Consider the following 12,580-nt stretch of genomic DNA (forward strand, 5'->3'; position numbering starts at 1 on the left):
ATTACTCGCGCGCGGCCTTTCAGGCAAGCGGAATTCGTGGGTTTTGCTATCAATACATAAAAGGTGTTACTGTGCGCGCAATGCCCGACTGCGCGGGCATCTGCCACCAACAGAGAGCATGTATGGATTGTCGTTCCGACTGTGGCGCGTGCTGTACCGCACCGTCCATCTCAAGCCCCATTCCAGGCATGCCGGAGGGCAAGCCTGCCAATACCCGCTGCGTTCAGCTCTCTGACACTAACCTGTGCATGATCTTTGGCTCGCCCCTGCGCCCGAAGGTGTGCTCCGGGCTCCAGCCAACCGCCGAAATGTGCGGCAGTACGCGCCAGCAGGCCATCACTTATCTGCTTGAGCTGGAAGCGCTCACCGCGCCTTAAACATCTTTGATTCGCGTCAGGCAGCTCAGCGTCAGGACGCACATCACCAGCGCAATCCAGAACACCGTATGATAGTTCCAGATTTCAGCCACAACGCCCGCCAGTGAGCCTGCAATAATCCAGCCCACGCGGGTGGTATTAGTATAAAGGGTGGTGGCAGAGCCTGCCTGACCCGGCATCAGATCCTGGAAGTAGAGCATGCCGATACCGGCCAGGATACCGATGTAAATGGCGTTCAGCAGCTGTAAAGCAAGAAGCAGGGCTGGCGTATGAACCGTCAGCATACCGACATAAAACAGCAGCCCGGCTACGGCGGCGACGCGCATCAAAAAGCGCTTGCCGAAGCGCTTCGCGTAATAGCCCGCAATCAGCATGGTGGGGATCTCAAGCCCCGCGGCGGTTCCCATCATGATCCCGGCCAGCTTCTCCGGCAGATGCAACTCATCAATAATAAACAGCGGCATATTAATGATATAGAGGCTGTTGGTTCCCCACATTAGCGTACAGATAATGAATAACAGCAGCGCGTCGCGCCGGTTACGTCGCGGAGCTTCCAGCGTACCGGTCGCCACTTTCGGCTCTTTGCGCATGGAGGGCAGAAAGAACCAGACCATTGCGCCGCATACCACGAAGGCCACGGCTGCGCTGAGGTACATCACCGTAAAGCCAAAACCCATCGCCAGCGCGTAGGCGAGCGGGGGGCCAACCACCCAGGCCAGCGACACCTGCGCGCGCAGTATCGAGCTGAACATCACCGCTTCTCGCCCGGTGCGGTCGGCATGCTCGCGGGCAAGGGCGAACATCTGCGAGTTGGCGGTCGAGCCGAAACTGCTCAGGAAGACGCCCACGAACAGCAGAATGAAGTAGTTACGGTTCCAGGCAAACAGCAGGCAGGCAAACACCCCGAGCAGGCAGCAAAAAACGATCAGGCTTTTGCGATCGCCTTTGCGGTCTGAACGCCCGGCTAGAAACTGGCTGACGAAAATGCCGATGATGGCGCTCCCGGTGAAGAAGAAGCCAACCATCGCCGGGCGGGCGTGAACTTCGTTGGTCAGAAACAGGCTCAGCGTAGGCGTTTGTAACGCACCGGCAATACCGGTGAGAAAAGCAACGATCAAAAACGCCGTTGACGTCAAATCAAAAGGCTTTGGTGAGGCGGCAGCGGGGGTGTTATGCATGTTCAGTCTTTGCGAGTAACAGAGAGAGGCGGAGTTTACGCCGCCTGTCATTAAATAAACAGAGGGCAAAATCAAGATTGCCACAATAAATCAAAATAGCATTTCAGTTTATCGCCGTTTCGCTGAAGCGTGCTGAACCTGTTTGCTGAACATCAGCAAAAACCTCCCGACTGAAGAAGAAATGTGCTGCACTTCTAAATTCTGCAACAAGAAATGTAACTTTTCTTGCAACCTTTTGTAGAAAAGACAAGACTTCTTGAAACGTTTCAGCGCTATCTTGCCTGTCCTGACGAAGCAGGTTAGCGCCTGGTTTCTCAGTTAAGCTGAAACGATTCAATTTCAGCAGGAGAGGAGAATCATGTTCCAGTTATCTGTTCAGGATATTCACCCGGGCGAACAGGCCGGGAATAAAGAAGAGGCTATTCGCCAGGTCGCCGCTGCGCTCGTGCAGGCTGGCAACGTGGCTGACGGCTACGTCAACGGCATGCTGGCGCGTGAACAGCAGACCTCCACCTTCCTCGGTAACGGTATTGCAATTCCGCACGGCACCACGGACACCCGCGATCAGGTGCTGAAAACCGGCGTGCAGGTCTTCCAGTTCCCGCAGGGCGTGCTGTGGGGCGAGGGTCAGGTGGCTTATGTGGCGATCGGCATCGCGGCCAGCGGTGACGAACACCTGGGCCTGCTGCGTCAGCTGACGCACGTGCTGAGTGATGATGCCGTCGCGGAACAGCTTAAATCCGCCACCACTGCTGAAGAGCTGCGTGCCCTGCTGATGGGCGAAAAACAGAGCGAAGCGCTGAAGCTGGATAATGAAACCCTGACGCTGGACGTCGTTGCGTCCGATTTGCTGACGCTCCAGGCGCTGAACGCGGCCCGCCTGAAAGAAGTGGGAGCGGCAGATACCACTTTTGTGACGCGCGCCATCAATGATAAGCCATTAAACCTGGGTCAGGGCATCTGGCTGAACGACAGTGCTGAAGGCAACCTGCGTAGCGCTATCGCGGTCAGCCGTGCTGCGGTTGCCTTTGAGACAGACGGCGAACGCGCCGCGATGCTGGTAACGGTCGCCATGGCGGACGATCAGCCGGTATCCGTGCTGAAGCGTCTGGGCGATCTGCTGCTGAACAATAAAGCTGAAAAACTGCTGAACGCAGACGCGGCGACGGTGCTGGCCCTGCTGACCAGCGACGATGCGCTGACGGATGACCTGCTGAGCGCAGAGTACGTGGTGCGTAACGAACACGGCCTGCATGCCCGTCCGGGCACCATGCTGGTGAATACCATTAAACAATTTGAAAGTGAGATCACCGTGACCAATCTGGACGGTTCGGGTAAACCAGCCAACGGGCGCAGCCTGATGAAAGTTGTCGCGCTGGGCGTGAAGAAAGGCCATCGTCTGCGCTTTACCGCGCAGGGCGCGGATGCTGAACAGGCGCTGAAAGCGATTGGCGACGCCATCGCGGCCGGTCTGGGGGAGGGCGCATAATGAGCAGACGTGTTGCGACCATTACGCTGAACCCGGCTTACGATCTGGTGGGTTTCTGCCCGGAAATTGAGCGTGGCGAAGTCAACCTGGTGCGGACGACCGGCCTGCATGCCGCAGGAAAAGGGATTAACGTGGCGAAGGTGCTGAAAGATCTCGGCATCGACGTCACCGTAGGCGGCTTCCTCGGTAAAGACAACCAGGATGGTTTTCAGCAGTTGTTCAGTGAACTGGGCATCGCTAACCGTTTTCAGGTTGTGCAGGGCCGTACCCGCATCAACGTTAAGCTGACCGAGAAAGACGGTGAAGTGACCGATCTGAACTTCTCCGGCTTCGAAGTGACCCCGGCTGACTGGGAGCGCTTTGTTGCCGATTCCCTGAGCTGGCTGGGCCAGTTTGACATGGTGTGCGTCAGCGGCAGTCTGCCGTCCGGCGTCAGCCCGGAAGCGTTCACCGACTGGATGACGCGCCTGCGCAGCCAGTGCCCGTGCATTATTTTCGACAGCAGCCGCGACGCGCTGGTCGCCGGTCTGAAAGCCTCGCCATGGCTGGTTAAGCCTAACCGCCGCGAACTGGAGATCTGGGCGGGCCGTAAGCTGCCAGAATTAAAGGATGTGATTGACGCTGCCCATGCGCTGCGCGAGCAGGGTATCGCTCACGTGGTGATTTCGTTGGGTGCAGAAGGTGCCCTGTGGGTGAACGCCTCCGGGGAATGGATTGCCAAACCGCCTTCAATGGAGGTGGTCAGCACCGTGGGTGCCGGGGATTCGATGGTTGGCGGCCTGATCTACGGTCTGCTGATGCGCGAATCCAGTGAACATACCTTACGTCTTGCTACCGCCGTTGCGGCCCTGGCCGTGAGCCAGAGCAATGTCGGTATTACCGATCGTACCCAGTTAGCCGCGATGATGGCGCGCGTTGACTTAAAACCTTTTAACTAACAGCAGGAGAGGAATAATGAAAACGCTGCTGATCATTGACTCCGGTCTCGGACAGGCTCGTGCCTATATGGCGAAGACCCTGCTGGGCGCGGCGGCACAAAAAGCGCATCTGGATATCATTGATAACCCGGGTGATGCTGAAATGGCGATTGTTCTGGGCGACAAAATCCCCGCTGACAGCGCCCTGAACGGCAAAAAAGTGTGGCTGGGTGATATTAATCGCGCGGTGGCACACCCTGAACTGTTTCTGAGCGAAGCAAAAGGTCATGCGACGGTTTACAGCGCACCTGTTGAGGCGGCGCCGGTTGCCGCCGCTGGGCCGAAACGCATTGTTGCGGTAACGGCCTGCCCGACAGGTGTGGCGCACACCTTTATGGCGGCTGAAGCCATTGAAACCGAAGCGAAAAAACGTGGCTGGTGGGTGAAGGTTGAAACCCGCGGCTCTGTTGGTGCGGGCAATGCCATCACGCCGGAAGAGGTGGCGGAAGCCGATCTGGTGATTGTGGCGGCGGATATCGAAGTGGATCTGGCGAAGTTTGCCGGCAAGCCGATGTACCGTACCTCTACCGGCCTGGCGCTGAAGAAGACCGCGCAGGAATTTGATAAGGCGCTGGCAGAAGCCAAACCGTATCAGGCAACCGGTGCGGCTAAAACTGCGACCGAAGGGAAAAAAGAGTCTGCGGGCGCGTATCGTCACCTGCTGACCGGCGTGTCCTACATGCTGCCGATGGTGGTGGCGGGCGGCCTGTGTATTGCGCTCTCCTTCGCCTTTGGTATCGAGGCGTTTAAAGAGCCGGGCACACTGGCGGCCGCGTTGATGCAGATTGGCGGCGGCTCCGCGTTTGCGTTGATGGTGCCGGTGCTGGCGGGCTTTATCGCCTTCTCCATTGCTGACCGTCCGGGTCTGACGCCGGGTCTTATCGGCGGTATGCTCGCCGTGAGCACCGGTTCTGGCTTTATCGGCGGTATCATTGCCGGTTTCCTCGCCGGTTATGTGGCGAAGCTGATCAGCTCGAAGCTGAAGCTACCGCAGAGTATGGAGGCGCTGAAACCTATCCTGATCATCCCGCTGATTTCCAGCCTGGTGGTCGGTCTGGCGATGATTTACCTGATTGGTAAGCCGGTCGCGGGCATTCTGGAAGGTCTGACCCACTGGCTGCAAACCATGGGGACGGCGAACGCGGTGCTGCTGGGCGCAATCCTCGGCGGTATGATGTGTACCGACATGGGTGGTCCGGTGAACAAAGCGGCATATGCGTTTGGCGTTGGCCTGCTGAGTACCCAGACCTACGCGCCGATGGCGGCGATCATGGCGGCCGGTATGGTGCCTCCGCTGGCGCTCGGTCTGGCGACGATTATTGCCCGCCGTAAGTTCGATAAAGCGCAGCAGGAAGGCGGTAAAGCGGCGCTGGTACTGGGCCTGTGCTTCATCACCGAAGGCGCAATCCCGTTTGCGGCACGCGATCCAATGCGTGTTCTGCCGTGCTGTATCGTGGGTGGTGCGGTGACGGGGGCTATCTCCATGGCGGTAGGTGCGAAACTGATGGCGCCGCACGGCGGTCTGTTCGTCCTGCTCATCCCTGGCGCCATCACGCCGGTGCTGGGTTATCTGCTGGCGATTGTTGCCGGTACGCTGGTGGCAGGCCTGTCTTACGCGGTGCTGAAGCGCCCGGAAGCGGAAGTGGTCGCAAAAGCAGCCTAAAAGAGGTGTCGGGTGGCGGCTTCGCCTTACCCGACCTACAAAAAAAGCCGGGTGCGTAAGCAGCCCGGCTTTTTTTATGCCGCCTGTTCAGCGGTTTGCTGCGCCTTCAGCCAGGCAATCTCTTCCGCCCAGACATCCGGGTTAATGGTTTCGAGCACCATCGGAATACCGTCGAAGCGGGCGTCCTGCATGATAAAGCGGAACGCATCATGGCCGATGTTGCCTTCGCCCAGGCTGTGGTGGCGGTCAACGCGGCTGCCGAACGCGCTTTTCGCATCGTTTAAGTGCATACCGCGAAGGTATTTAAAACCGACAATACGCTCGAACTCCTCGAAGGTATTTTTCGTGGCCTCGGTTGTGCGCAGGTCATAGCCGGCGGCAAAGGCGTGACAGGTATCGATGCACACCCCCACGCGGGATTTATCTTCCACGCCGTCGATGATCGCCGCCAGATGCTCAAACTTAAAGCCGAGGTTGCTGCCCTGACCGGCGGTATTCTCAATCACCGCCGTCACGCCCTGGGTTTTATCCAGCGTCATGTTGATGGACTCGGCGATGCGCGCCAGACAGGCGTCTTCGTCAATCTGCATCAGATGGCTGCCGGGATGGAAGTTCAGCAGCGTCAGCCCCAGCTGTTCACAGCGCTGAACCTCATCCAGGAACGCTTCGCGGGATTTTTCCAGCGCCTCGGCAACCGGGTGACCGAGGTTAATGAGGTAGCTGTCGTGGGGAAGGATTTGGCCAGGCCCATAGTGGTATTTCTCACAGGCGGCTTTGAAATCATCAATCACTTCAGCGGTGAGCGCTGCGGCGCGCCACTGGCGCTGGTTTTTGGTGAACAGGGCGAAAGCGGTCGCCTCGATTTCGGCGGCGCGAATGGCGGCATTCGCAAGGCCACCGGCAGCGCTGACGTGCGCTCCAACATATTTCATAAAAAGACTCCTGTTAACCCGAAATGCCTATGATAGCGGGTTAACAGGAGAAGAACGAGATGGTTTATGCCAACAGGCTGTGTACCGCAAGGTTAATCGCACCACCGCCAACGATTAGCCAGATGAACAGCACCAGCGCCATCAGCAGCGGTTTCGCGCCGGCTTTTTTCAGCGCGCTGACGTGTGTGGTGACGCCCAGCGCCGCCATCGCCATCGCCAGCAGGACCGTATCCAGCGTCACCAGCATATCCACCATCGCTTTTGGCAGCAGGTGGAAAGAGTTGAAGACAGCGACCACGATGAACAGGATCGCAAACCACGGAATGGTGATTTTGCTTTTCTCGCTGCCGCCTGCCGGAGCAAGCTGTTTAACCCTCGCCGCGAGGAAAAGCAGGAACGGGGCCAGCATCATCACGCGCAGCATTTTGGCGATGACCGCCGCGTTTTCCGCTTCCGGGTTAATGGCGTGACCAGCCGCCACCACCTGCGCCACTTCGTGCATGGTGGAGCCGATATAAATGCCGTAGGTTTCCGGACTAAACCAGTGCGCCACCAGCGGATACATGGCCGGATACAGGAAGATCGCCAGCGTACCGAAGATAACTACCGTCGCGACGGCAACCGTGACTTTACTGGCTTCGGCTTTAACGACGGGTTCTGTTGCCAGTACCGCCGCCGCGCCGCAGATGCTGCTACCCGCACCGATCAGCCAGCTGGTCTGTTTGTCCAGCCCAAAGATCTTCTGACCGATAAAGCACGCCAGTAAAAAGGTGCTCGAAAGGGTCAGGACGTCAATGGCAATCCCGCTGACACCCACATCCGCAATCTGCGAAAAGGTGAGACGGAAGCCATAAAGGATGATCCCGAGACGTAATAAATGCTGCTTGGCGAAAATCACGCCGCCGTCGCAGGATTTCCAGATGTGTGGATAAACGGTGTTCCCGACCACCATGCCGAGCAGAATGGCCAGCGTCAGGGCGCTGAACCCTGCGCCGGCAACCGCCGGTATACTCCCGCCCCATAAGGCCACGCCGGTAACCACGGCGCTGAGCGCGAGACCCGGCACGAAGTGCCACACTGTACGATGATGTTGTAAGGTGATTTCTGACATAACCTTCTCCTTTGTCTGGCTAAAGGTTACGGCGCTCTGGCTTAAAAATAAAATTGATTATATATTTATAATCAATCTTTATAAGTGGTAAGCAACCATGCACATTACATTGCGTCAGCTGGAAGTTTTTGCCGAAGTGCTGAAAAGCGGCTCGACAACCCAGGCGTCACAAATGCTGGCGCTCTCGCAGTCCGCCGTTAGCGCGGCCTTGACCGATCTTGAAGGGCAACTGGGCGTTCAGCTTTTCGACAGGGTAGGAAAGCGGCTGGTGGTGAACGAGCATGGCCGCCTGCTGTACCCGCGTGCCCTGGCCTTGCTGGAGCAGGCAACGGAGATCGAACAGCTGTTCCGCGAGGACAACGGCGCTATTCGCGTCTACGCCAGCAGCACGATCGGTAACTACATCCTGCCGGAAGTGATTGCCCGCTACCGCCGGGATTTTCCGACCCTGCCGCTGGAAATGAGCGTCGGCAACAGCCAGGACGTGATTAACGCGGTGATCGATTTCCGCGTGGACATCGGGCTTATCGAAGGGCCGTGCCACAACGTGGATATCATTGCGGAACCCTGGCTGGAGGATGAGCTGGTGGTGTTTGCCTCCCCGGCCTCTTCTTTACTTCAGGGCGAGGTGACGCTGGAGCGTCTGGCGCAGGCGCAGTGGATCCTGCGAGAGCAGGGCTCCGGCACGCGTGAGATTGTCGATTATCTGCTGCTGTCCCATCTGCCGCAGTTCCAGTTAGGGATGGAGTTAGGTAACTCCGAGGCGATTAAGCATGCGGTGCGTCATGGCCTGGGCATTAGCTGTCTTTCCCGACGGGTGATTGCCGAACAGCTGGAAACCGGCTCTCTGGTTGAGATCCCCGTTCCGCTGCCGAAGCTGGTGCGCACGCTGTGGTGCATCCATCATCGTCAGAAACACCTTTCCAGCTCACTCCAGCGTTTTCTGCGCTACTGCGCCATTTAACGTTCCCCGGTGGCGCTTCGCTTACCGGGGCTATGTGCGCTTATCACCCCACATTTTTATGCTTTACTTATAATCCTGACCGAGTCATGAAGCTCTCTTATAACTGAGCATTTCTGCCGGAAGCAACGCAGATCGTCTGCTACAATCGCGCCTCATTTATTGAATGGACAGCATTTTCACATGGTTTCAGAAACTAAAACCACAGAAGCGCCCGCGCTACGTCGCGCACTTAAGGCGCGTCACCTGACGATGATCGCCATTGGCGGCTCCATCGGTACGGGTCTTTTCGTTGCCTCTGGCGCAACAATTTCGGCAGCCGGCCCGGGTGGGGCATTATTCTCTTATATCCTGATTGGCCTGATGGTCTACTTCCTGATGACCAGCCTGGGCGAACTGGCGGCATACATGCCGGTGTCTGGTTCGTTTTCGACCTACGGACAAAAATACGTTGAGGAAGGCTTCGGCTTCGCGCTGGGCTGGAACTACTGGTACAACTGGGCGGTGACCATCGCCGTTGACCTCGTCGCCGCACAGCTGGTAATGACCTGGTGGTTCCCGGACACGCCAGGCTGGATCTGGAGCGCCCTGTTCCTGGCGGTCATCTTCCTGCTGAACTACATCTCCGTGCGCGGCTTTGGCGAAGCGGAATACTGGTTCTCTTTGATTAAAGTGGCAACCGTCATCATCTTTATCGTCGTCGGTGTGGCGATGATCGTTGGTATTTTCAAAGGGGCTGAACCGGCGGGCTGGCGTAACTGGACAATAGGCGATGCGCCGTTTGCCGGGGGCTTCTCGGCGATGATTGGCGTGGCGATGATTGTCGGCTTCTCCTTCCAGGGGACCGAGCTGATTGGTATCGCGGCCGGTGAATCCGAAAACCCGGAGAAGAACATTCCGCGCGCGGTGCGTCAGGTGTTCTGGCGTATCCTGCTGTTTTATGTGTTCGCGATCCTGATTATCAGCCTGATCATTCCGTATACCGACCCAAGCCTGCTGCGTAACGATGTGAAAGACATCAGCGTCAGCCCGTTCACGCTGGTCTTCCAGCACGCGGGTCTGCTCTCTGCCGCGGCGGTGATGAACGCGGTGATCCTGACGGCGGTACTGTCTGCGGGTAACTCCGGGATGTACGCCTCCACCCGCATGCTCTACACCCTGGCCTGCGACGGTAAAGCGCCGCGTATTTTCTCGAAACTGTCTCGCGGTGGCGTGCCGCGCAACGCGCTGTATGCGACCACGGTGATTGCGGGTCTCTGTTTCCTGACCTCCATGTTCGGCAATCAGACGGTCTACCTGTGGCTGCTTAACACCTCTGGTATGACGGGCTTTATTGCCTGGCTGGGCATTGCCATCAGCCACTACCGTTTCCGTCGCGGGTACGTCAAGCAGGGGCATGATCTCAATAATCTGCCGTACCGGTCAGGGTTCTTCCCGCTGGGGCCGATCTTCGCCTTCGTTCTGTGCCTGATTATTACCCTGGGTCAGAACTATGAGGCCTTCCTTGCGGACACCATTGACTGGGGTGCCGTCACGGCCACCTATATTGGCATTCCGCTGTTCCTGATCATCTGGTTTGGCTACAAACTGACGAAAGGAACACGCTTCGTTCGCTACAGTGAAATGGATTTCCCGGAACGATTTAAACAATAACCGCACTTCCTCCCTTTTAGCCCGCTCAGTTGAGCGGGCTTTTTTATGGGCAGATCAGAAGCTGTAGGTCATGCCGACGGTATAGCGACGGCCATCCAGCACGGTGTCATACGTATCGTAATCAATCTGCTTATCGAGCACGTTATACACACCGGCAGTAACCAGCAGGTTTTTGTTGGCGTTGTAGCGCATACCGACATCAACCTGAGTGTAGGACGGCGTACCCTGGGACATTGACGTGCGGCTCAGGTACTCAGACGTTTTACCGCGCAGGTTCAGACGGCTCCAGAATCCGACGTCGGGCGTCGCCTGCCAGTCCAGGGTGGTGTTGAACATGTGTTTCGGCATTTTGTTCAGTGGCTTGCCGGAGAACTGGCCGCTCTTCTGCTCAGACTCCGTATAGGTGTAGTTTGCAGTCCAGTTCACATCGCGCGTGATTTTCCACCCGAAGGAGGACTCCACACCGCGCATGTTGGCTTTGTCCACGTTGACGCGATCGCTGACGAAATCATAGCTGTGATCGCCAATCGTACAGGCGGGATCGGCGCTGCTGTTACAGCGGCGAACTTCCGTAATTTTGTCCTTGAAGTCGGTATTAAACAGCGTCACGCCGGCATTCAGGTTATCGTTGTTATCCCAGAGCAGGGCGAGCTCTTCGCTCAGGCTCTTCTCTGGTTTCAGATCCGGGTTGCCAACGATGATACCGTCAAGACGGCCGCCACCCGTTACCTGGCCCCAGCTGGCAGACGACTGACGCAGATCCGGCGCACGATAGCCAGCCGAAACCCCGCCTTTTAACGTCCACTGATCGGCCAGGTGCCATACGCCGTAACCGCGCGGCGTCCAGTTAGTACCGTAGTTTTGGTCTTTGTCCATACGCAGACCGCCGGTCAACGTAAAGCTTTCCGTCATTGCCCATTCATCTTCGGCAAACAGGGCCCAGCTCCAGCGCGTCAGTTTGTTCAGTCCGTCAGCAGCTTCCAGCTGATTACCCTTGTCGCGCAGTTTCTCATAACGATACTGCCCGCCGAGGGTCAACGTATGATCGCCGAGGAAAATCTGGTTCTGGTTGTTGAAGGTGGTGTTATAGGAGCGCATTTTGCGACCTGGATTATTGGTCTCTTCCTGCTGGATATAGCTGGTGGTATTGAAGTCGTCGTAATACCCGCTGTGCGTTAAGGAGTAGGTCGTGTGCTCATAGCGCGAGTCGCTTTTGGTATTTGGCGTACAGGTTGTTCCCCGGCAGGTTTCAGCCGCTTTCGACATCCCCGGGGTGCTGTTTCTGTCCTGAAGCTCGCGAGCAAAGTCGAGGTCGAAATCGTTCTTCTCGTCCGGCGTGAAGTTCAGCGTAATGCCACCGTTACGCATTTTCTGCTCGTTATAGCCGTTCACGATTTTATCTTCTGCGCGGCGTGACAACAGCCCCGTCACTTTTGCGCCCAGCAGTCCGTCGATCAGGGGACCAGAAGCGTAGGCGTTGGTCTGGAAGATATCGCCGGAATCATTGTTTTCCTGGAAGGTCGCATCGCCATGCAACGAACCGGTCCAGGCTTTAGTGTTCGAGACTTTTTTGGTAATGACGTTAATTACGCCACCCATAGCATCGGAGCCGTAAAGCGAGGACATCGGGCCGCGGATGACCTCGATGCGCTCAATGGACTCCAGCGGCGGCAGCCAGCCTTGTTCAATACCCGAGTTGTCGCTGTTGGGGCGGGTGCTTCGCGTACTGACGCGTTTGCCGTTCACCAGGAACAGGGTGTACTGAGAGGCCATGCCGCGAATACTGATATCACTGCTGCTCCCGCCGCCAGTGACGACAACGCCCGGGACGTCTCTCAGGGCATCGGTAACATCACGGTAGGCTTTATCTTCAATCTGCTGTTTTGAAATCACAGAGATGGAGGCGGGGGCATTCTGGATCTTTTGTTCAAAACCCGTCGCGGTGACGACAACGGTGTCCTGATCGGCTGCGTGAACGAAGGGGGAACATGTGGCAGCGCCAATGGCGACGGCCAGGAGCTTAATGCGCGGTATTGTCATTTGTACATTCCGTATAAAAATGAATAAAACTCCATCGGGATAACCCTGAGAACTGTATGTTTTTGTCTTGTAAGAACTCTTTGAGATGGAGAAGAGCCTGGAATTGTACAAAAGAATGTAGAATTGTAAACACAAATGATAATTGAAATCATTTGTGTTTGGGTGTCGGCGACAGAAATCAGGCTGGATTCAAGCGGAT

10 protein-coding genes are annotated in these 12,580 nt (G+C 56.9%); 6 read left to right on the forward strand and 4 right to left on the reverse strand.

Translation table 11 applies throughout. The features are described 5' to 3' along the window. Positions 1–122: 122 nt before the first annotated feature. Positions 123–377 (forward strand): YkgJ family cysteine cluster protein, encoded by a 255-nt coding sequence (locus tag IM290_RS08410; RefSeq protein WP_003859353.1) that lies wholly within the window; start codon positions 123–125, stop codon positions 375–377. Here the strand turns inward: IM290_RS08410 and setB are convergent. Beyond that, a complete protein-coding gene (setB, locus tag IM290_RS08415) occupies positions 374–1,555 on the reverse strand; it encodes a sugar efflux transporter SetB (protein WP_193042298.1) in 1,182 nt (393 codons plus the stop codon). The two genes, IM290_RS08410 and setB, sit on opposite strands and share 4 nt — an antisense overlap. Positions 1,556–1,913: 358 nt before the next feature. Here setB and fruB point away from each other — a divergent pair, with 358 nt between their 5' ends. The 3 genes from fruB to fruA are packed head-to-tail and all read left to right on the forward strand — an operon-like array spanning position 1,914 to position 5,684. Then, entirely contained in the window at positions 1,914–3,044 is a 1,131-nt protein-coding gene (gene fruB, locus IM290_RS08420) for a fused PTS fructose transporter subunit IIA/HPr protein (RefSeq protein WP_045333658.1), read from the forward strand. Next, positions 3,044–3,982, forward strand: coding sequence for a 1-phosphofructokinase (fruK, locus tag IM290_RS08425; protein WP_006811313.1), 939 nt, complete (start codon positions 3,044–3,046; stop codon positions 3,980–3,982). The genes fruB and fruK overlap by 1 nt, the downstream gene beginning before the upstream one ends. A gap of 16 nt (positions 3,983–3,998) precedes the next feature. Further along, entirely contained in the window at positions 3,999–5,684 is a 1,686-nt protein-coding gene (gene fruA / locus IM290_RS08430) for a PTS fructose transporter subunit IIBC (RefSeq protein WP_015572312.1), read from the forward strand. 74 nt (positions 5,685–5,758) lie between these two features. Here fruA and nfo read toward each other — a convergent pair whose 3' ends face one another. Both nfo and IM290_RS08440 read right to left on the reverse strand, forming a co-directional pair. Then, positions 5,759–6,616, reverse strand: coding sequence for a deoxyribonuclease IV (nfo, locus tag IM290_RS08435; protein ID WP_193042297.1), 858 nt, complete (start codon positions 6,614–6,616; stop codon positions 5,759–5,761). Between the two features lie 64 nt (positions 6,617–6,680). Continuing rightward, positions 6,681–7,727 (reverse strand): YeiH family protein, encoded by a 1,047-nt coding sequence (locus IM290_RS08440; RefSeq protein ID WP_047741403.1) that lies wholly within the window; start codon positions 7,725–7,727, stop codon positions 6,681–6,683. 97 nt (positions 7,728–7,824) lie between these two features. On the opposite strand from IM290_RS08440, the gene yieE reads away from it, so the two are divergent. Together yieE and IM290_RS08450 are read left to right on the forward strand one after the other, a co-directional pair. Continuing rightward, the gene (yieE, locus tag IM290_RS08445; protein ID WP_017383387.1) at positions 7,825–8,691 is read left to right on the forward strand and encodes a DNA-binding transcriptional regulator YeiE; all 867 of its coding nucleotides are present in this window, start codon (positions 7,825–7,827) and stop codon (positions 8,689–8,691) included. Between the two features lie 180 nt (positions 8,692–8,871). Further along, positions 8,872–10,341 carry an amino acid permease gene (locus tag IM290_RS08450; RefSeq protein ID WP_193042296.1) on the forward strand — a complete coding sequence of 490 codons (1,470 nt, stop codon included), beginning with the start codon at positions 8,872–8,874 and terminating at the stop codon, positions 10,339–10,341. A gap of 54 nt (positions 10,342–10,395) precedes the next feature. Here the strand turns inward: IM290_RS08450 and IM290_RS08455 are convergent, their stop codons facing one another. Beyond that, positions 10,396–12,381 carry a ligand-gated channel protein gene (locus IM290_RS08455; protein ID WP_015572315.1) on the reverse strand — a complete coding sequence of 662 codons (1,986 nt, stop codon included), beginning with the start codon at positions 12,379–12,381 and terminating at the stop codon, positions 10,396–10,398. Positions 12,382–12,580 lie beyond the last annotated feature (199 nt).

The organism is Enterobacter cloacae complex sp. S1, assembly GCF_014930525.1.
GTDB classification, from domain to species: Bacteria; Pseudomonadota; Gammaproteobacteria; order Enterobacterales; family Enterobacteriaceae; genus Enterobacter; species Enterobacter hormaechei_C.

Bases quoted from the DNA above. Each gene is read 5' to 3' on its own strand.
- IM290_RS08410 (WP_003859353.1), top strand. From the start codon at position 123: ATGGATTGTCGTTCCGACTGTGGCGCGTGCTGTACCGCACCGTCCATC.
- setB (WP_193042298.1), bottom strand. From the start codon at position 1,555: ATGCATAACACCCCCGCTGCCGCCTCACCAAAGCCTTTTGATTTGACG.
- fruB (WP_045333658.1), top strand. From the start codon at position 1,914: ATGTTCCAGTTATCTGTTCAGGATATTCACCCGGGCGAACAGGCCGGG.
- fruK (WP_006811313.1), top strand. From the start codon at position 3,044: ATGAGCAGACGTGTTGCGACCATTACGCTGAACCCGGCTTACGATCTG.
- fruA (WP_015572312.1), top strand. From the start codon at position 3,999: ATGAAAACGCTGCTGATCATTGACTCCGGTCTCGGACAGGCTCGTGCC.
- nfo (WP_193042297.1), bottom strand. From the start codon at position 6,616: ATGAAATATGTTGGAGCGCACGTCAGCGCTGCCGGTGGCCTTGCGAAT.
- IM290_RS08440 (WP_047741403.1), bottom strand. From the start codon at position 7,727: ATGTCAGAAATCACCTTACAACATCATCGTACAGTGTGGCACTTCGTG.
- yieE (WP_017383387.1), top strand. From the start codon at position 7,825: ATGCACATTACATTGCGTCAGCTGGAAGTTTTTGCCGAAGTGCTGAAA.
- IM290_RS08450 (WP_193042296.1), top strand. From the start codon at position 8,872: ATGGTTTCAGAAACTAAAACCACAGAAGCGCCCGCGCTACGTCGCGCA.
- IM290_RS08455 (WP_015572315.1), bottom strand. From the start codon at position 12,381: ATGACAATACCGCGCATTAAGCTCCTGGCCGTCGCCATTGGCGCTGCC.